We start from the raw sequence: 18,495 nt of genomic DNA, 5'->3' as shown, positions 1-18,495 counted from the left end.
ATGCAATTAATTAAACCTATGTTAGCCAAACCTGCTAAATTGCCACTTGATGATGCTCAATACAGTTTTGAGATCAAGTGGGACGGAATCCGTGCAATGCTTTACTATAATGCAGAACAATTAACCATAAGAAGCCGCAATTTAAATGATATTACACATCAATATCCAGAACTTCAGCAATTGAAAAAGAAATTAACTGGGCAAAAAATTATACTTGATGGAGAAATTATTACTTTTGATAAGAAAGGCCTACCTTCCTTTCCTATCTTACAACAACGCATGGGTCTTAGTTCCCTTACCGCTATCCATAGGAAAATGCTAGAAACACCTGTAACCTATATTATCTTCGATATTCTCTACTTTAACCAATCCCTATTAGAGCTTTCCTATACAAAACGCCGATCGCTTTTAGAAAGCTTGCAGCTTTCAGATGCCAATTGGCAGACTCCAGCTTATCAACAAGGCAGCGGTAAAGAAATACTAGCCGCAGCCTCTGCTTTAAACCTAGAAGGTATTATTGCTAAACGCTTAAACAGCACCTATATTCCTGGAGCACGCAATGAAGATTGGCTTAAAATAAAAAATCAGTACCGTCAGGAATTAGTAATTGGTGGCTGGCTGCCTGGTCAAGGTCAACGTTCTGGAGGAATCGGTTCCCTGCTATTAGGCTATTATGATAGGACTCTCCAGGAAGCTAAAAAAGAAAATAAACCGCAACACTTTCTTTATGCCGGAAAAGTGGGTACAGGCTTTACTAAAAATATACTTCATAACCTGCATACCTTGCTTATTCCTCTGCATCGCAATACTAGCCCTTTTACCACAAATGAATTTCCTAATACGACCGTGTTCGTAGAGCCTCGTTTAGTCGGCGAATTTGAATTCACAGAATGGACACCGAATAACACCCTTCGTCATCCGTCATTTAAAGGTCTACGAAATGACAAAGCTGCCCATGATGTAGTACAAGAAACAAAAATACGAACTCTATAACGATTTAATTCGTAAAAAGGAAGTGTATAATATGGCCAGACCGATGTGGAGTGGCACGATCAGCTTTGGATTAGTCAATATACCAATCAAATTATTCAATGCTGTTAAAAAGAAAACACTACAATTTCATCAACTACGTAAAAGTGACGGCTGTCGTATCAAACTCAAGCGTGTTTGCAGCAATGACGGTAATGAAGTGCCAAAAGAAGAGATTGTCAAAGGTTTTGAAGTTTCACCAGAACAATATGTCATCCTATCTCCAGAAGAAATGGAGAACGTGTATCCAAAAAGTTCGCGTCGAATTGAAATTGCCGACTTTGTAGATTTAGAGCAAATTGATCCTATTTACTTTGAACATTCTTATTATCTTACTCCCGATAAAGGGATGGAAAAAGCCTACTCCCTCCTCCTGATTGCAATGAAAAAATCACAAAAAACAGCAATCGCCAGCTTTGTCCTGCGTAATAAGCAATATATTGCTGCCATTCGTCCAACTAACAATGTTATCACTTTGTCAACCATGTTCTTTTCCGATGAAATCATTTCTCAAGAAAACTTAGAAGATCTGCCAACTGAAGAGCATCAGCCAAATGAACGAGAACTTAGCATTGCATTACAGCTAATTGAATCTCTTTCAAGTAGTTTTACCCCTGAAAAATATCATAATGAATATAGAGAGAAGCTATTATCCATGATAGAAAGTAAAGCAGAAGGTCAAGTGATTACCCAGCAACCGATTATCGAACAAGGTGGAAAAGTCGTTGATTTAATGGCAGCACTGGAAGCAAGCTTATCGGCTTTAAAGAAGAAAACGCCTACTAAAACCAGGAGGAAAAAAGCACATGCCTAATCAGACTGTCATGGAAATTAACAAACTGAATGTAGCGCTTTCCAACTTAGACAAAGTTTTTTATACTGCCAGTAATTTTACAAAGGCACAAGTAATTGACTACTATATCCGTATTGCACCTGTTTTGCTTCCTCACCTTACAGGTCGCCCACTTACTCTTAAGCGTTACCCTAATGGGGCAACAGCAAAGTTTTTTTATCAAAAAGAATGCCCATCCTTCCGCCCCAATTGGTTATCAACCGTACCGGTGTGGAGTGAAAGCAAGAAACGCAGCATCAACTTTTGTCTCGCCCAAGATCTGCCATCACTGATCTGGGCTGTCAATTTAGCTGCCATTGAACTTCATACTTCCTTATCACGCTCTGACGATATACTCCGACCTACCATGTTAGTCTTCGACCTCGATCCTGGTCACCCAGCAACAATTGTACATTGCGCTGAGGTAGCTCTTATGCTACATAGGATTTTATTAGAAAATAACCTTAAAAGCTTTCCTAAAACATCTGGTTCAAAAGGCATGCAAGTCTATATACCTCTTAATACACGGACGATAACCTATACCCAAACTAAAGAATTTGCCCATACACTCGCAAAAATATTAGAACAACAGAATCCTTCCCTTGTCGTATCTAAAATGAAAAAAGATTTGCGCAAAGGAAAAATTTTTATAGACTGGAGCCAAAATGACGATCATAAAACGACGGTTTGTGTCTACTCTCTACGAGCAAAAAAGTACCCTACCGTATCTACTCCAGTGACTTGGGAAGAAGTAGAAGCAGCGTATCTACAACAAGCTCCTGATCTGCTCTCTTTCACTACCGATCAAGTATTAGAAAGAGTCCAGACAATGGGTGACTTGTTTGCACCTGTTCTTGAGGTTCAGCAGACACTGCCGAACCTCAATATCAAGAAAATGGTCTGAAATAGAATTTCAAACCATTTCCTTATAAATTCACCTTTAAACAATTGGCCCAGCACTAATCACCTCTGCTGGAATAGAACTGCCGAATTTCAAAATATTTTCATTAAATAATTGAGCCAATTCCTTTGCCTTGGAAAGATAAGCATCTTTATCCTGCCAGGTATAAATAGGCTTGAGAAGTTCGGTCGGTACTCCTGGACATGCCGTAGGAATATCTACATTGAAAATAGAATCAAGTTCATACCCAATCTCATCCAGTTGTCCTTCAATCGCCGCCGTAACCATGGCCCTGGTATACGATAATTTCATGCGGCTGCCTATTCCATAAGGTCCACCTGACCATCCTGTATTGATAAGAAACACCTTTGTATTATGATTTTCCAACTTTTTCCCTAAAAGATTTGCATAGATTAAGGGGGATAGGGGTAAAAAAGGTGCACCAAAGCAGGCTGAAAATGTAGCCTCCGGTTTTGTAATCCCCAATTCTGTACCAGCCAATTTACTCGTATAACCTGATAGAAAGTGATACATAGCCTGTTCTTTATTCAATTTAGAAATTGGCGGCAGAACACCAAAGGCATCTGCTGTTAGGAATACAACCGTTTTCGGATGACCGCCTAAACCTGGAATACGGGCGTTAGGAATAAAATTTACAGGATATGCAACCCGAGTATTTTCTGTAATGGATTGATCATCAAAATCCACGATTCTGCTTTTATCATCTATGATAGCGTTTTCCAGAACAGCACCAAATTTTATAGCATCCCAAATTTGCGGCTCTGTTTCATGTCGCAAACCAATGCACTTTGCATAACACCCGCCCTCAATATTAAATATGCCACTATCACTCCATCCATGCTCGTCATCACCAATGAGCTGCCGATTGGGATCTGCAGATAACGTCGTCTTACCTGTACCACTTAAGCCAAAGAACAATGCGGTTTCCCCACCATCCCCCATATTAGCCGAACAATGCATTGATAAAATTCCCTGACGAGGCAGTAAGTAATTCATAACAGAAAAAATCGATTTTTTCATTTCCCCTGCATAATGGGTCCCACCAATTATAATTATTTTTTGTTCAAAATTAATCACAATAAATGCTTCGGAGTTCGTTTTATCAATATCTGGTACAGCTTTAAATCCAGGTATACAACAAATGAGAAACTCATGGTTAAAATCTGGATTGATTTGATCTTGGCGCACTAATAATTGGTGAATAAATAGATTTTGCCAAGCAAACTCATTAATAAATCTTACACTGGTATGATAGTTGTCATCAGCTCCGGCAAATCCATCAAACACAAACAGTTCACGATTTGTCATATACGCGAGCATACGATTATATAATTTTTCAAACTGCTCTACGGTAAATGCACGATTATTTTTCCAGTCTATATCATCATGTACAGATGGCGAATCTACAATAAATTTGTCATTAGGAGATCGCCCTGTATACTTACCTGTTGCTACCCGTAAGGCACCCTTCTCCGTTAATATTCCCTCTTTTCTCTTTAAGGAACATTCAACTAACTCTGTTGGTGTTAAATTCCAATGGACTTGAGCTGCACTTTGCAATATGTTACTGCTTTTCATGATATACTCCCCCTCATATGTAATTATTTTCACATAGTAAAAAACTATTTTATCCATAACAATATATGGATAACTTTCTATTGTTATTCTCTGTGATAAAAATAATTCATAAGAAATCAACAGTTTAATAAAAAGCAGCAGCTATGTTATTTTATTTTGCGTTGTACCAGGACTTCGCCCAAATAACATGACTGCTACTCTTTATACTAAGATCAACTTAACAAAGGAAGTTCTACTTCATCTCATATAAGCCCCATCTATCCTAAATTTAGCCCTTCCTCACTCTAGCACATTGCGTCACCTAAAAGCAATGGTAATCTTACAGTCTTTTTCTCCCTGCCCGCAAACTTATCCAATGTTTTAATGTACTAGCATGAATTTTAAAAAGCGCGTCTATTATAGCTAGATACTCTTTAGCTTTTATTCTTTTCTAATATATCCTTTATTACAAGAGACATTTCTTCTTTATCACATACTATACTATGGCAAACAGGAGCCTTCTCCAAGGCTGCTAAGGCTGGAGGTACAGGCCAGCCGCTTACCTGGGATAATTCATATAGCATAGAAAATTCATCATTGATATTGCTATCTTTTGAATCCCTAATTGCATCTAACACACTCTCATTAAACTTAAACGGACTGGCAGTAGATACAATAACTTGCAGCGCCATATCTCCTGTTTGTTGGCGATATCGCTCTCCAACTTGCCAAGCTACTGCCGTATGGGGATCAGCAACATATTGATATTTTTTGAAAACCTCTGTAATCTTTTCTACCGTTTCTACGTCATCCACCCAATCCGCCCAGAAAATATCCTTAATACTCTCCAAATACCTTTCGTCTACACAATATTGTCCACTACAATTAAGTTCTTCCATCCAATTTTTGATTTGTACGGTGTCAGCATTTGTAATGTGATATAACAAACGCTCTAAATTGCTGGAAATCAAGATATCCATAGAAGGAGACAGGGTTTTATGAAAAGTACGCAATTTATTATAAATTCCTTGATTAAGAAATTCGGTTAATACATTATTGCTATTGGATGCACAAATTAGTTTTCCAATGGGCAGCCCCATTGTTTTTGCATAATAACCTGCTAATAGATTACCGAAATTACCGGTAGGTACAACAAAATTTACGGCTTCCCCTAATTGCAAGCAACCTTTAGCCAACAAATCAGCATACGCACTAAAGTAATATACAATTTGTGGTGCTAATCGCCCCCAATTAATTGAATTAGCTGATGATAGCTGAAAGCCATTTGCAGCTAAATTCTCATTGAAGAAGGGATCATTAAAAATATCTTTTACACCAGTCTGTGTATCATCAAAGTTTCCTCTGACAGCCACAACAGAAACATTCCCTCCTTGTTGAGTAATCATCTGCAAACGTTGAATCGGACTAACCCCTTCTTCCGGATAAAAAACAATTATTTTTATTTGATCAACATTAGCAAATCCTTCTAAAGCTGCTTTTCCGGTATCACCCGATGTTGCCGTTAATATTACGATTTCAGAGTCTTCCTGGGTTTTACGCAAAGCTTTGGACATTAAATGAGGTAAAATTTGTAATGCCATATCTTTGAAAGCGCTCGTTGGCCCATGCCATAATTCAAGTACAAAAGTATTATGATCAATCGCTGCAACAGGCGCAATAGCGGCATCATCAAACTTCTCAGTAGTATAAGCAGCAACAATACAGTTTTTTAGTTCTTCCTCACTATAATCAGTTAAAAATAAGCCTAAAACCTCAAATGCTCGTTCCTTGTAGTCGAGATTTACCAGCTTAGCTAGCCACTTGTCATCAATTTTCGGCATAACAGTAGGCACAAATAATCCACCATCAGCAGCAATTCCTCTTTTTATGGCCTCAGCCGCAGATAATATATCATTACTTCCACGAGTACTACGATACATAAACAAACTCCCTTTCCTCTAAAGCAAAGCCTTTTTTATTTACTCATATCATCTTTTATACTTTAATAATCCCTTGTTTTTCCACATTTCCACCATCATTGCAAAGAATCATATCCTTTGTAAAGTCAAGTATATTGTTAAGTTCATCCGTCTCTACTTCTTCATCTGCGTATACTACAACCAAAATATTACGCGTTGCCAATGTTACCTTCGTACGAAAAGCATCGGAACTAAAATTACCGAATGCTCCTCTGGCGTCGACTAAAAATGGTATTTCATCTCCAGCAACAGGATTGCCATCCAGATTTACCAAAACTCCCTTTGCCCCTAGTTCATAACGTATATCTCCATCAATCTTGTCTAAATCATATAAACCAAATGGCAACAAAAACTTGATCGCACAATATTGATTAATCATCACAGTACTATTTACATAATCCGCTCCTTTTCTTTGTATCACACGACGGACTACACCTTCTGAAAAAGCATTATGCCTTAAAGGATTAAATTCTACTTTTTTATATATACTCCTCACACCAAGTATAGGAGGAATATCCATTAATTCTTCTATATTATAAAATTTAGCAGCCTCCACTTGTAAATGAAAAAACTCTTGGGCCAAAGAAGGAGGTGTTCCATGTACTGCAATATTACGAATTACTAAATAGCCTAACGTACATTTAGGGTTAACAGTTTTTACATTGTCATGAATATCAAACTTCATAATACGCCTCCATGCGAAAAATAAACAAATTATTACTACTCCATATCACGAGCGATATCACATAATTCGCCCTTTGTTGCAGATACTAAATCATTAGGAGACACCAACATTTGACACCCTCTAACTCCGGCACTAATCGCAATATACGGCCATTTTATCATACTATTATCAATATAAACTGGATACTGTTTTTTCCCTCCCAAAGGTGAAACACCACCTCGAATATATCCAGTTAATTTTTGCACATCTTTTAAAGGAGCCATCTCTACTTTTTTATTTTCACTAATTGCAGCCAATGCTTTTAAATTAAGCTCAGCACCACCAGGTATGCAAGCCATAATTACTCCTGTTCTATCACCACTAACGACTAATGTTTTAAAAACCTGCCTTAATGGAACTTCTATTTTTTTTGCAACATTTTCCGCTCCTAGATCACTCTCATCTACTTTATATTCACGTAATTCATAACTAATCTTTAATCCATCTAAAATACGAGCAGCATTCGTTTTCTTCAAAAGATCTCCCTCATTCACTCAATATAGTAAAGTATATTATATATTTACTATATTTTTTAGGTATTAAAAATTTCACATTTTACACAGTATAGTATTCTTAATTCTACTTGTCAATAACGATAGAAAATGTATTTAAAAGAAAACCAGTTCCATGGCAAGCCTCAAATTAAAGCATAAGACTTAGTCGTTTTCATTTACAACTATATTCTTCTAAAACCTATGCTTATTTACTATATAAATTATAAATAGTTGTACAAAAATCCTGCTTATTTATTCGTATTCTGCCTTTACTTTTAAATATTTCTTTAAAAATCATTTTAAGCATCTCTCTTTTCCTATATTTGGGCAGGATATCACTGTCTAATATAGAATTACTATACCTTACAAAATGAGATTTTTTAAAAACCGTATGCTGTAGCGTAAATCACTTAACTATAAGCAACTTAAAAAGAAGAGGTGTTCTAACTTTGCTTAAAATAGCATTAGCACAAATCGAAGTTATTCCTGGCAGACCAGATATCAATACTAAAACAATGCTCACTCAAATTCACCAAGCTCGTCAGCAGAAATCCCAAATGATTATATTCCCTGAAATGTCCATCCCAGGTTATTTCTTAGGAGATACATGGGAGCAACTTACCTTCTTAAAGGATTGTGAAACCTATGGTCAACAAATTATTGCAGCCTCTAGCGATATTTGTATTATTTTTGGCAATATTGCCGTGGATTGGGCAAGAGCAAATGATGATGGTCGAATTCGCAAATATAATGCATGTTTTATCGCATACCAAGGCAGACTTCTAGGTAATGATAATTTCCCCTATCCCTTTCGTATTAAAACACTGCAACCTAATTATCGGGAATTTGATGATTCACGTCATTTTTACAGTTTACGTAAGCTGGCTATTGAATTAGAGTTAAATGTGAGTCAGCTTTTACAACCTGTAACTATCGATATCGACAATAAAAAACTCAATCTTGGATGTTTACTCTGTGAAGATGGCTGGAGTGATGATTATGCCGTAAAGCCAATCACTGCCCTTCAGAAAAATGGTCCTGTTGATCTATTTGTCAATATCTCAAGTTCGCCTTACACCATTGGCAAAAACAACAAACGTAACCGCATTTTCTCCGCTCAAGCAAAAAGCGTAAATGCCCCTTTGGTGTATGTCAATAATATAGGCATACAAAATAACGGAAAAACGATTTATACCTTTGATGGATGCAGTACTGTTTATAATCATAAAGGTGATATTATTGAATATTGCCCCAGTTTTTCTTCTGCCTTAACATGTATTGACTTACACCTTACAGCAGACAATGTAACATGCTCATCCTCTGCCATTCCAAATGATGACCGGAGCATTCGTACTATTTATCAAAGCATTGCATATGGTACAAAGTCCTTTTTAACTTCAATTGGAATAAAAAAAGTAGTCATTGGCTCCTCTGGAGGTATTGATTCAGCTGTCAGCGCAGCTCTTTACACGAAAATCCTCGGACCAGAAAATGTCTTACTAGTAAATATGCCTAGTATATTTAATTCAAAAACAACGCAGGATTTATCTGCAAAATTAGCACAAAATCTAGGTTGCCTCTATACGATCATACCAATACAAAAAGTTGTTGATGACACGATACAGCAACTTAGCAACAGTCCTATTATTGATCTAAAGAGCGGAGAAAAACAAAGTTTAGTAATAAGCCCTTTTGTCATTGAAAATATTCAGGCGCGTGATCGCTCTTCACGTGTGCTGGCAGGTGTTGCTGCTGCTTTTGGAGCTGGCTTTACCTGCAATGCTAATAAAAGTGAAATGACAGTTGGCTACTCTACACTCTATGGAGATTTAGGGGGATTTTTTGCTGCTTTATCGGACCTCTGGAAATATCAAATCTATGAATTAGCCCGCTTTTTAAACAATGAAGTCTATAAGAAGGAAGTAATTCCTCAAGAGATCATCGATCTTGTTCCCAGTGCCGAGCTTTCTTTTGATCAATCTGTTGATGAAGGTAAAGGGGATCCCATTATTTATCCTTATCATGATTATCTATTTAGAGCTTTTATGGAACATTGGAATCGCAGAACTCCTGAAGATATCCTGCTTTGGTACGAGCAAGGTGTGCTGGAAGAAAAACTTGGTTGTCAATCAGGTCTGGTAGCTACTTTGTTTCCCACCACTCAGGAATTTATTAACGATTTAGAAAAGTGGTGGAAACTTTATACTGGCATGGCTGTTGCCAAAAGAATCCAAGCCCCTCCTGTCTTAGCCGTAAGTCGAAGAGCTTATGGTTTCGATCATCGCGAAGCTCAAAATGGATTCTATTTTACTATGAATTATCAGCAAATAAAAGAAAGACTATTGCACGAATAAAGGAGTGCTAGGTCAGTCCAGTGTGAATCACATCCGAGCCTCAAAGTCATTTGATCACATGTAAAAAGGCTAGAGATTCTAATAGGTTGCAACTATTAGAATCTCTAGCCTTTTTTATTGTTTACCTTATATTTTATTTACGCATAAAATATAAGGTAAACATCACTATACTGATAATAAAGAGAGCGATAGGCAACGCAACAATTAATAATCCTGCAATAATGATACCAAAGATTATTTTCGTAAGCATGCCCGTCTGCCCCATATTGAAATTTACATGTTTTACATAAATTCGCTGGTTTTCATGATAATCATTATATCCTGCAGATTGCTTTTCTGGATCTTGCTCAATAGTAAGACCTGCAAAATCCTGTTTTTCCTCTGGCGTCAGTATTTGAACTTTATGCTCTAACTCGCTGCATTTAGAACATAGCTGCTCATCTGGCTGTATTTCAACGCCACAAACGCTACATTTCATGATTACCTCCTAGCATAGCAAAGATTCCACCTTTGCTATTGGTATTGAATTCGCTACCTATATTATTCTGCAAATAAACAAATTACAAATCCATCCTCACTTAAATATCGTGGATCAAAATTTTCCAACTGCAATACATCAAATAATTGCGTCCTTATTTTATAGATACTGGCTAGTGAAATCCCCTTTTTTTCTGCAACTTGATCCATTGCAATGTTAATAACGCCATTAATTTGGGCATAAGCTAAAAGTAATCCAACTGCCCAATTTTCAGGTTTACGCACATTAACAACGCTCAATTGACAAAAATCATACCACATTTTTTCAAGCAACCGTTCATCAAAGCGAGAAAGTCCATATTCTACTACTAAATTATGCAATAAACTCGTTACCGATTCCTTTGCTATGCGCTTTTCCTTAATGATCGGATAACTACGCTCTAATTGGCTCAAGGGCGTCACATTGACTTTAGCAAGGGTAACCAAAATATTGATTGTATGTCGAACAACAAGCGCATGCCGCTTAAAAAAATCTACTAAAGTAGCTTTTGGCTCTTGTATCATAAATATTTCATTTTGTCGCATTACCTCATCTTTAATGCGTTTTCTAAGATTTATACTAACTTCTAAGCTTGTAACATAATTAATCATAACTAAACCTTGAGAAAAAATATGTCCAAAAAACAATAAATTTTTCAATATTTTATAATTAAAATCAGGTGTTGGTAATTGGAATGTCTCATTGGTAAATAAATTAATACATTCCACCAAATCCTGACTTATAATTTTGTTTATATAAAAAACTGTAAAGCTAGATCCTAATAAGCTTTGTAAAATTTTATATTCATCTGGAGTGAGACGTTCACCACAGGTGGTACTAAAATATTCTAAAGGTTTTAAATCATTTTCTAATAAATGATAATCAAATAAAAAATAATCCCAAAATCCTAACCAAAAATCCTCTTCCACTTCTTCTGCTGCATTATCAAATGGGCCTGTGTATAAGTATAAAGCACGTTCAAAATCCTCTGTAAACTCTTGTTGTTGAAAATATTTCCCCAGTTTTAGCATTAGGCTCTCGACGGCTTCACCAATAACGATACCAAAAAGGACTTTATCATCAAAATGATCACTAACATCTTCCATACTCTTCAATCCTTCTATAATAGATTGAGACTTAAGAAGATTTATCTTTTTGCCACCACTGATTTCTTGTGCCGCTTCTTTGATTTTATCTAGATTCATGATCATCTTTTTGGTATATAAATACGTATAAAATTCAATAAGAATACTAAAAAAATGACGAACTGATTTTAATGTTATTTTGAAACCACTTATATTTTCACTTAACCATTTAACAATAAAACTATATTCTTCCAAACTGATTTCATCTAAGTTCTCATTATTAAAATGAGTTAAATAAAGAATGAAAAATTGTATTTGATGCCATGTATCTTTAAGCTTATCATCGCTAATTCCCTGCCAAGCCTTTTGGCGTAAGAATCCTTCTACCCATTCTTGCTGAATAATAGGTTCCCACACAACGGCTTCATCATAAAAAATTTGTACTTGATCATACACATTTTTTTTCATTAAGTATAAAATTCTCCTTTAAAGCATAGCTTCCACAAACAGTTATTGCAAACATTACAGGTTATTATAACATTTTTCCTGATGCTCAACCAGTAAAAAGCATAATGATATTTCTTCAATTATTAGAATTACATTTTAATCGTCTCTAAATATATCTACGAATACGGAATTATGTTATAATGTTCCTCGTGAATTGGCGATTTTGAGTAAATTGAGGTGTTATCATGTTAAAAAAATCACTCCTATTCTTTCTAGTCATATTTCTACTAAATGTATCATTATGCTTAGCATCTCCTGATGATAATGCAATGATTGCTGTCGCTCTATATGTTGACACATCAGGCTATTATGTCCCTGGAACTGATTTTCTCACCAAAGCACTGAATGAAGTGATTCGTTTTAAAATTAATGCTTTATTTCTAGGTAGTGAAGTGCAGTCAGGAAATGCAGTATTACGCGATCTTGCCCGTTCTGGCATTACCAATACGGCATCAGCTACCCCTGATTTATTATCTACATACGCAAGTGCAGCTCATGTTAATTATGTTATGCTTTTTACCATACATCCACTAGATGTTTCTTTAGATCTTAAGGCCTTTTCATCAGCAACTAACTCATGTATTGTTGATAAATCCTTAACTAAACCCGATGGCATAGAAGCTTTATCAGTCCTTGATACCTTTTCTTCTATGATCGGCGAGCAAATTACTCAAATCTTTCAGACGATTCATTCTTAAGAAAAGAAATCCTATTCGCTAATGTAAGTGAATAGGATTTCTTTTCTTATTATCCTTTAATAATTTCAGAAAAATAAATTACAGTTACTGTATCTTCAATATGTATCGTTTTTTCATAAATAATTTCAAAAAAGTTGATTAGTTCTTCTACGGTTTTTATATCAGGATTTTGCTGGCTTAGATCCTGTGTAGTTAGTTCCGAAAATTTCTTGGTGATTGCTTTATCAATAATTGCTGTATATATTCTTCTTTTGCCACTATTTTTTTTTCCTACAGTAAGCCAAACTACAGAATTTTCCGGATACGTGTCTCTAATATCACCGAGTCGAATCGTAACGTTTTTTTGGCGATTCATCAATAATTTTTCATTATGAGGCGATAAAAAATTTAGTGCAAACATATCTCTTCTCCTTTAGCGATTTTGTATCATTGCTTAAATATATATTTAATTCTTATCAGTTTGATTTTCTATAATAATATCAAAAGGGCTCTTACCTTCCGTATAACCACACTGATCACATTTCCAATCATCAGTAAAACTCTCATTAAGACTGATTTTATGCATCTTACCTAGATGGCATTTTGTACAGCTCTTAAGAGTTTCTTGCTTAGGCATACTATCTCGCCTCCTACCATTTTAGTGTAAGGTTCGGCAAAAGATGTTGTTTTCCTGCATTTTAACATAATGAACACTAAAAATAGATAAATGCCATTTTTCTTTATAAACTTTTTATAATCATTTACACTTAGAGCTTAATTTGCTAAATAAGTATCTAAAGTGTGAATTTTTTTATTCTTTACTTTTGAATGTATTAGCTATCCTCTGCTGACAGACTTTTGCCTAATTTACCGATAGCTTTCTTCTCAATACAAGACTCAAATGATAAAGATATAGAAATAATTACAAAGAAGACGGCACCTCCAAGGTGTCGCCCTATTACTTATTTTTCAGGTTGTCTAGGCTCTGCTGAAGATGTTGTATTTACTTTGGAATTTGGCCATGAAGCCTTTGTTTTCCCTTTTTCTCCTTGTTTAGAAGAGACATCTTGTGTTTTATGGGGTGGTTTCGTTGTCTTCTTCATCTAATCATCTCCTTTCTATTATCCTATGAGAACAACAGCTCAATTGCGCCAATCCGTAATGAAATATCCTAATTTAATCAAAAATATCTACCCTTTTCTTATTATAATAATGTTCTATAACAGCATTGGTACCTCCTGTGTTTAAGCTGCATACAATACATTACGTTATAAGAATAAATTACTAGAAGGAGGAATACTTATGGGTTTCGGTTTTGGCGGGAACGGCAACGGACGTGGTGGTAATTGGGTTGTCATTATCATTATAATCATCTTATTATTCTGCTTCTCATCGGATGATTGTTCTTCCGATTGTTAAATCTTAAAAGTACTCGATCAAATCCTATCTTTTGCAACCACGTCAATAAAACGTGGTTTTTTTCTTTGAAACATTAATTAACATCGCTATTGCTTCTAATGATCGCCGTTTCTTCTATAATTATATCTATAATTGAATCTGCCATATCTTTTGGCAATTGATCTGGAGGATACATCCTATCTTTTTCATCTTTGACACCGTGCTACCGGACTATATACTTTCCTTTCTTCTCTTTATTCATTTCCCACACCTCCCACATAACCTATGCGTTACGGCTTTTTCAACATTACTATAACTAAGCTACTTGAGATATCCAAAAGACTCTATCAATAATCGTAACCAGCAATATAAAGCAGCTACTGAAGTATTCTCCTTCAGTAGCTGCTTTATTTATTCACTAACAGATCAAATTTCTTCTTGCCGCAGCCGTTTATTAGCGATGAATGCACTTCACATAGAAGATACATTGATGATGGATATAGCGGCGAGTATTTAGACAAATACCATTTTTTTCTTTATAACAACCATTCACACTTAGAGCTTAATTTGCTAAATAAGTATCTAAGTGTGAATTTTTTTATTCTTACTTTTAAATGTATTAGCTATCCTCTGCTGACAGACTTTTGCCTAATTTACCGATAGCTTTCTTCTCAATTCGCGAGACATAGGAGCGAGAAATCCCCAGCATCCTTGCGATATCTCTCTGCGTTTTTCGATTACCATTTGGCATACCGAACCGCATTTCCAATACCCATTTTTCTCTGCTGCTCAAACGATTAATTTGTTTATTCAATCGTTCATGTTCGCATTGCGTTTCTACCGCCTCAGCTACTACATCAGGTGCTGTTCCTAAAACATCAATTAATGTAATCTCATTTCCTTTTTCATATTATCTGTTTATAAAAAATTAAACAGATAATCATCTTATTTATCAAGAATTAGCTCTAAAATATCATGAGCAATCCTTCTCAGGTTTTCTTCATGCCGTTCATTTTCACGGCGCTGGCGTTCATGCCATTCTCGATCATTTTCATTTGGACGCCTTTTCATTTCACGTTCATGCCGTTCATTTTCAATTCGTTCTCGTTCACGGCGATCTTGATCTTTGTCATGTTGACCATGCCGATCTCCGCCATGTTGTTGCGAGGTTAATTTGTTATGTAATGGTGAAGCTTCTAATAGTGATGTGCTAAAGCCAATCTGAATTATTCCTACCATTGAAAAAACAATCATTTTTTTTACTACATTATTCATAAGAAGTCACTCCTATTTATTTTGTACAATCTATAAACGACCTGATTTTTACTCAAGCATTACTTTATCAGTTACTTTCACAACTTTAATCTCATTAAAATATGAGATTAAAGTATGCATAAACCATAGATTCATGCTCTAAGCTTGATGAGGCGGAATAACTGACTTTATAAGTCTGTGTTTGTATTTAAAAGGCTGAATTGTCATTTATATAATCTTATTATACAATGTAAATGTAACAATATTGTTACAGATTATCTACATTTGTGTTACTTCAAAAGCAGAACTACCAACATTTAAACATTAATCACAACGTAACCTTGTACATTAACATTAGGTTTTTTAAATCCATTTTAATACTAGATTATGGTGTAGACTTAGACTCATCATTTATAATGAAATATCCTTTTGCATGAAAAAAGAGCCTATTTCGTTTTTTCTATGCAATAGGCTCTTTGTTTTCATACTATTTACACACTCGCTAAGCAAGCTCTGATTCAGGCATTCGTAGCCCCAAAAGGCACCATTATTTACCTGTGATCTTTTTCATTACATCATCAGTTATATCCTGCCCACCATAAACAACACTGCCTTTATCCACTATAGTTCCTAAACCTTTAGCTTTAGCAATTGCTGCAACAGCGGCATCTACTTTATTTTGCAGGGATCCCAACAACTCTTTCTCTTTAATTGCAAGACCTTGCTGAAGCTGTTGATAGTACGCTTGTTTCTCTTGGTCATTCATATTGACTGATTTGGAATCTAAATCGCTTTTTGCTTGCACAACTGCAGCATTCATTGTTTCTTGAGCTTTAACTGCATCAGGATGCTGTTGGATTAAAAGTTGATAATTCACTACTCCAACTTGAGAAGCATTATTCTTTGAGGCGGCATACGTTGTATTCGGTTGAGCAATTGTTACTATACTCAAGAGTAAAAAAGTTCCTAAAAAGATATTTTTCAATTGTTTGCTTTTGATTTTCATCGCTGGTCCTCTTTTCCGTCATTAGAATGACATTTATTATGATTTGTTCAATAAGAAACTGAACAATTGGTCATCTGACTTACATAGATCAGTGCATATCCCATATGTATTTTTGTCAAAGCCTCTGTTGCCAACTACAGAAATTTGGCTGATAGTCTTAGCAATTTAGAGCGCCAATGTGAAGTGTCATTCACTTACAGAATGTTTTCTGTTCCCCTGTTTATACCAGCTATAACTACTAATTAGCTTTACAAGAATTTTATTCCATTACTCCTCTCAATTTATTCTTCAATAATTATACAATATTTTTGTTACAATTTGGTGACAATAATTGAAAATATTAAATTATTTTCTGCAAACCTACTAAACTTAGGGTAATGATTTTAAACTCATTAATGAAAAAGGGCGTGTCGCAAAACGTTTTTAGAAAAAACGCAAAGCGGCCGCCCGTTTTGCGTAAAAAAGAGGGAAAAAGCGGTTGGGAGAAAGAAAAAGGGAACTCGCGGCCGGTTTATGGGCACAAAAAAACAGAGGAAGCCTCTTCCCCTAAGAAAAAGTCGATATGGGTTTGTCAGGATGCTTTTGGAATATGTAAATAGCTTCCACACCGGTCATGTTGAATTTTGTTGTGGAGCTTGTTTAGGTATATGCCATGCACAGTAGTAAAAATTCGGTCTGCACCTTGACGCTGCCTCTCATGAGAAATCGCCGGAAGCCCATGTCCTGCTTAAGCACCCCGAACGCTCCCTCTACCTGAATGGAGCGGTTTATGCGTAACAAAATTCCTTCCTCACTTTGAATGCGCGTTTGCATTTCTTGGCGTTGCCTAAGAAAGGTTTTGGATATATACAGATTCTTGCTCCTGTCTTCCAGCAGCGTCTTGCTTTTGCCTTTGATGCATTGCGCCTTATGCGGACAGCCGGCGCACTCGACGCAGGTATATACCGTGGTCACGATTGGGTAGCCTGCCTTTGACTTGGTCTTTTTCTCATAGGCCGCTCGAATGGGGTGCCCCATATGGCAAAGGTAACTGTCATTATCTGCGTCGTAGGGCATGTTCTCCCGTCGGCCGATGTCGCTTTTGTATTTGCGGGTTTTTGCCTTGTCATAATTGGCCGGCTTGATAAAGGCGGTTTGTCCGTTTTCTTCGCACCAGGTGTAGTTTTCCTCACTCTCGAAACCCGCGTCCGCTACCGGCTTGGTATACCCGAGTGCGTTAAGCTTCTCCAGCATCGGAATGAAGGTTTGGCTGTCGCTTCTCTCCTGCGAGATCATAGCGGCTACGATATATTCCGCATCCACCGCCAACGTCACATTGTAGCCTGGTTTGAGCTGCCCGTTTTTCATGTGGTCTTTCTTCATTCGCAAGAACGTCGCGTCCCGGTCGGTCTTGGAAAAGCTGTTGCGGTCCCCGAAGCTGTGGTTGTAGTCATCGTACTTCTTCTGCCGGGTCAGATATTCCTCTACCGTTTCCAGCGCCCGCTGCAGCGGCGTTTTTCGTTGCCCCTTGCCGTGAACAAAAACGATGCCACGTTCGGCTTGCAGGGCTTTTAGGCGTTTTCTTAGTTTCTTCAAATTTTTGGCCTTGATCTTTGGACCGACGTGAAAGCGCAGGCCAAACTGGGCTGCCAGCACCGGCAGCTCTCCTTTCATTTTCTCCTGCAGCTCTGTTCATTGGTTTGTGTTGACTTCTTCCAGACAAAGCTGTAACGATTAGCATTGGCCTCCAACTTGGTACCGTCGATGAAGGCGCTTACCAAAGACAGCTCTCCCGCATCGGTCAACTGCCCTATCAGTTGACCGAACAGGTCGTCTATCACCTCGGTCAGCCGTTCGCCGCGAAACCGAGCGATTGTAGCGTGGTCCGGTGCTTGTTCCCGGCCCAAAAGGTACATAAAGTTGATGTCTCGTCCACAGGCCCGCTCCAGCTTGCGGCTCGAATACAGACCGTTCATGCATCCGTACACGAGGATTTTAAACAGACGCTTCGGTGACCTCTCGATTCTCCCCATACGGGAGTACGCGGCGTATAGTTTGCTGTAATCCATCCTTTCCAATACCGCGCTGAGTAATCGCACCGAATCATCTGCCGGGATCATATCTCCGATGTCCATGGGCAAGACCAGTTGATATATATTTCCGTCTGATGTATAATTTGAT

General features: G+C 36.9%; 19 protein-coding genes. 5 read left to right on the top strand and 14 right to left on the bottom strand.

Translation table 11 applies throughout. From position 1 onward, the window contains the following. Genes ligD (FR7_RS10145) through ligD (FR7_RS10135) form a run of 3 tightly spaced genes read left to right on the top strand, consistent with a single transcriptional unit; the run spans position 1 to position 2,765 of the window. Positions 1–993, top strand: coding sequence for a non-homologous end-joining DNA ligase (gene ligD, locus FR7_RS10145; protein ID WP_007936663.1), 993 nt, complete (start codon positions 1–3; stop codon positions 991–993). Between the two features lie 31 nt (positions 994–1,024). Further along, positions 1,025–1,843, top strand: coding sequence for a non-homologous end joining protein Ku (gene ku / locus FR7_RS10140; protein ID WP_007936661.1), 819 nt, complete (start codon positions 1,025–1,027; stop codon positions 1,841–1,843). Beyond that, on the top strand, positions 1,836–2,765 hold the full coding sequence (gene ligD, locus FR7_RS10135; protein ID WP_007936659.1) for a non-homologous end-joining DNA ligase: 930 nt from the start codon (positions 1,836–1,838) through the stop codon (positions 2,763–2,765). The genes ku and ligD (FR7_RS10135) overlap by 8 nt, the downstream gene beginning before the upstream one ends. 36 nt (positions 2,766–2,801) lie before the next feature. Here the strand turns inward: ligD (FR7_RS10135) and pckA are convergent, their stop codons facing one another. The 4 genes from pckA to ybaK form a co-directional block, all read right to left on the bottom strand. Further along, entirely contained in the window at positions 2,802–4,361 is a 1,560-nt protein-coding gene (gene pckA / locus FR7_RS10130) for a phosphoenolpyruvate carboxykinase (ATP) (protein ID WP_007936657.1), read from the bottom strand. Between the two features lie 413 nt (positions 4,362–4,774). Beyond that, positions 4,775–6,280 carry a threonine synthase gene (gene thrC, locus FR7_RS10125; RefSeq protein ID WP_007936655.1) on the bottom strand — a complete coding sequence of 502 codons (1,506 nt, stop codon included), beginning with the start codon at positions 6,278–6,280 and terminating at the stop codon, positions 4,775–4,777. Positions 6,281–6,335: 55 nt separating this feature from the next. Further along, complete coding sequence (locus FR7_RS10120) at positions 6,336–7,004, bottom strand: B3/B4 domain-containing protein (RefSeq protein WP_007936653.1); 669 nt, start codon at positions 7,002–7,004, stop codon at positions 6,336–6,338. Positions 7,005–7,039: 35 nt separating this feature from the next. Next, complete coding sequence (gene ybaK, locus FR7_RS10115) at positions 7,040–7,519, bottom strand: Cys-tRNA(Pro) deacylase (RefSeq protein WP_007936650.1); 480 nt, start codon at positions 7,517–7,519, stop codon at positions 7,040–7,042. 467 nt (positions 7,520–7,986) lie between these two features. On the opposite strand from ybaK, the gene nadE reads away from it, so the two are divergent. Continuing rightward, the gene (nadE, locus tag FR7_RS10110) at positions 7,987–9,891 is read left to right on the top strand and encodes an NAD(+) synthase (RefSeq protein ID WP_007936648.1); all 1,905 of its coding nucleotides are present in this window, start codon (positions 7,987–7,989) and stop codon (positions 9,889–9,891) included. A gap of 133 nt (positions 9,892–10,024) precedes the next feature. Here nadE and FR7_RS10105 read toward each other — a convergent pair whose 3' ends face one another. Beyond that, positions 10,025–10,369 (bottom strand): hypothetical protein, encoded by a 345-nt coding sequence (locus FR7_RS10105; protein ID WP_007936645.1) that lies wholly within the window; start codon positions 10,367–10,369, stop codon positions 10,025–10,027. 62 nt (positions 10,370–10,431) lie between these two features. Continuing rightward, positions 10,432–11,961, bottom strand: coding sequence for a hypothetical protein (locus tag FR7_RS10100; protein ID WP_007936644.1), 1,530 nt, complete (start codon positions 11,959–11,961; stop codon positions 10,432–10,434). A gap of 224 nt (positions 11,962–12,185) precedes the next feature. Between FR7_RS10100 and FR7_RS10095 the strand changes: the two genes are divergently transcribed. Continuing rightward, the gene (locus FR7_RS10095; protein WP_007936642.1) at positions 12,186–12,698 is read left to right on the top strand and encodes a hypothetical protein; all 513 of its coding nucleotides are present in this window, start codon (positions 12,186–12,188) and stop codon (positions 12,696–12,698) included. Between the two features lie 49 nt (positions 12,699–12,747). On the opposite strand, the gene FR7_RS10090 is transcribed toward FR7_RS10095, so the two are convergent. The 8 genes from FR7_RS10090 to FR7_RS24035 all read right to left on the bottom strand — a co-directional run bounded on the left by FR7_RS10090 (position 12,748) and on the right by FR7_RS24035 (position 18,449). Beyond that, a complete protein-coding gene (locus tag FR7_RS10090; RefSeq protein WP_007936640.1) occupies positions 12,748–13,098 on the bottom strand; it encodes an ASCH domain-containing protein in 351 nt (116 codons plus the stop codon). Between the two features lie 45 nt (positions 13,099–13,143). Further along, positions 13,144–13,314 (bottom strand): hypothetical protein, encoded by a 171-nt coding sequence (locus tag FR7_RS23835; protein ID WP_007936638.1) that lies wholly within the window; start codon positions 13,312–13,314, stop codon positions 13,144–13,146. A 325-nt stretch (positions 13,315–13,639) separates the two neighbouring features. Then, entirely contained in the window at positions 13,640–13,780 is a 141-nt protein-coding gene (locus tag FR7_RS23830; RefSeq protein WP_007936635.1) for a hypothetical protein, read from the bottom strand. 914 nt (positions 13,781–14,694) lie between these two features. Continuing rightward, positions 14,695–14,958, bottom strand: a complete 264-nt coding sequence (locus FR7_RS10085; RefSeq protein WP_081490005.1) for a sigma-70 family RNA polymerase sigma factor — start codon at positions 14,956–14,958, stop codon at positions 14,695–14,697. Between the two features lie 62 nt (positions 14,959–15,020). After that, entirely contained in the window at positions 15,021–15,350 is a 330-nt protein-coding gene (locus FR7_RS10080; protein WP_007936631.1) for a hypothetical protein, read from the bottom strand. A 526-nt stretch (positions 15,351–15,876) separates the two neighbouring features. Continuing rightward, positions 15,877–16,335 (bottom strand): OmpH family outer membrane protein, encoded by a 459-nt coding sequence (locus FR7_RS10075; protein ID WP_007936629.1) that lies wholly within the window; start codon positions 16,333–16,335, stop codon positions 15,877–15,879. A 639-nt stretch (positions 16,336–16,974) separates the two neighbouring features. After that, positions 16,975–17,988, bottom strand: a complete 1,014-nt coding sequence (locus FR7_RS24040) for a transposase (protein ID WP_007936627.1) — start codon at positions 17,986–17,988, stop codon at positions 16,975–16,977. Next, positions 17,985–18,449: an IS1182 family transposase gene (locus tag FR7_RS24035; protein ID WP_017531436.1), complete on the bottom strand. Its 465-nt coding sequence runs from the start codon at positions 18,447–18,449 to the stop codon at positions 17,985–17,987. The genes FR7_RS24040 and FR7_RS24035 overlap by 4 nt, the downstream gene beginning before the upstream one ends. Positions 18,450–18,495 lie beyond the last annotated feature (46 nt).

Source organism: Pelosinus fermentans DSM 17108 (assembly GCF_000271485.2).
Taxonomy (GTDB): domain Bacteria; phylum Bacillota; class Negativicutes; order DSM-13327; family DSM-13327; genus Pelosinus; species Pelosinus fermentans.
Note: the sequence above shows the minus strand (reverse complement) of the source record. Positions and strands in the feature narration are given on the sequence as shown.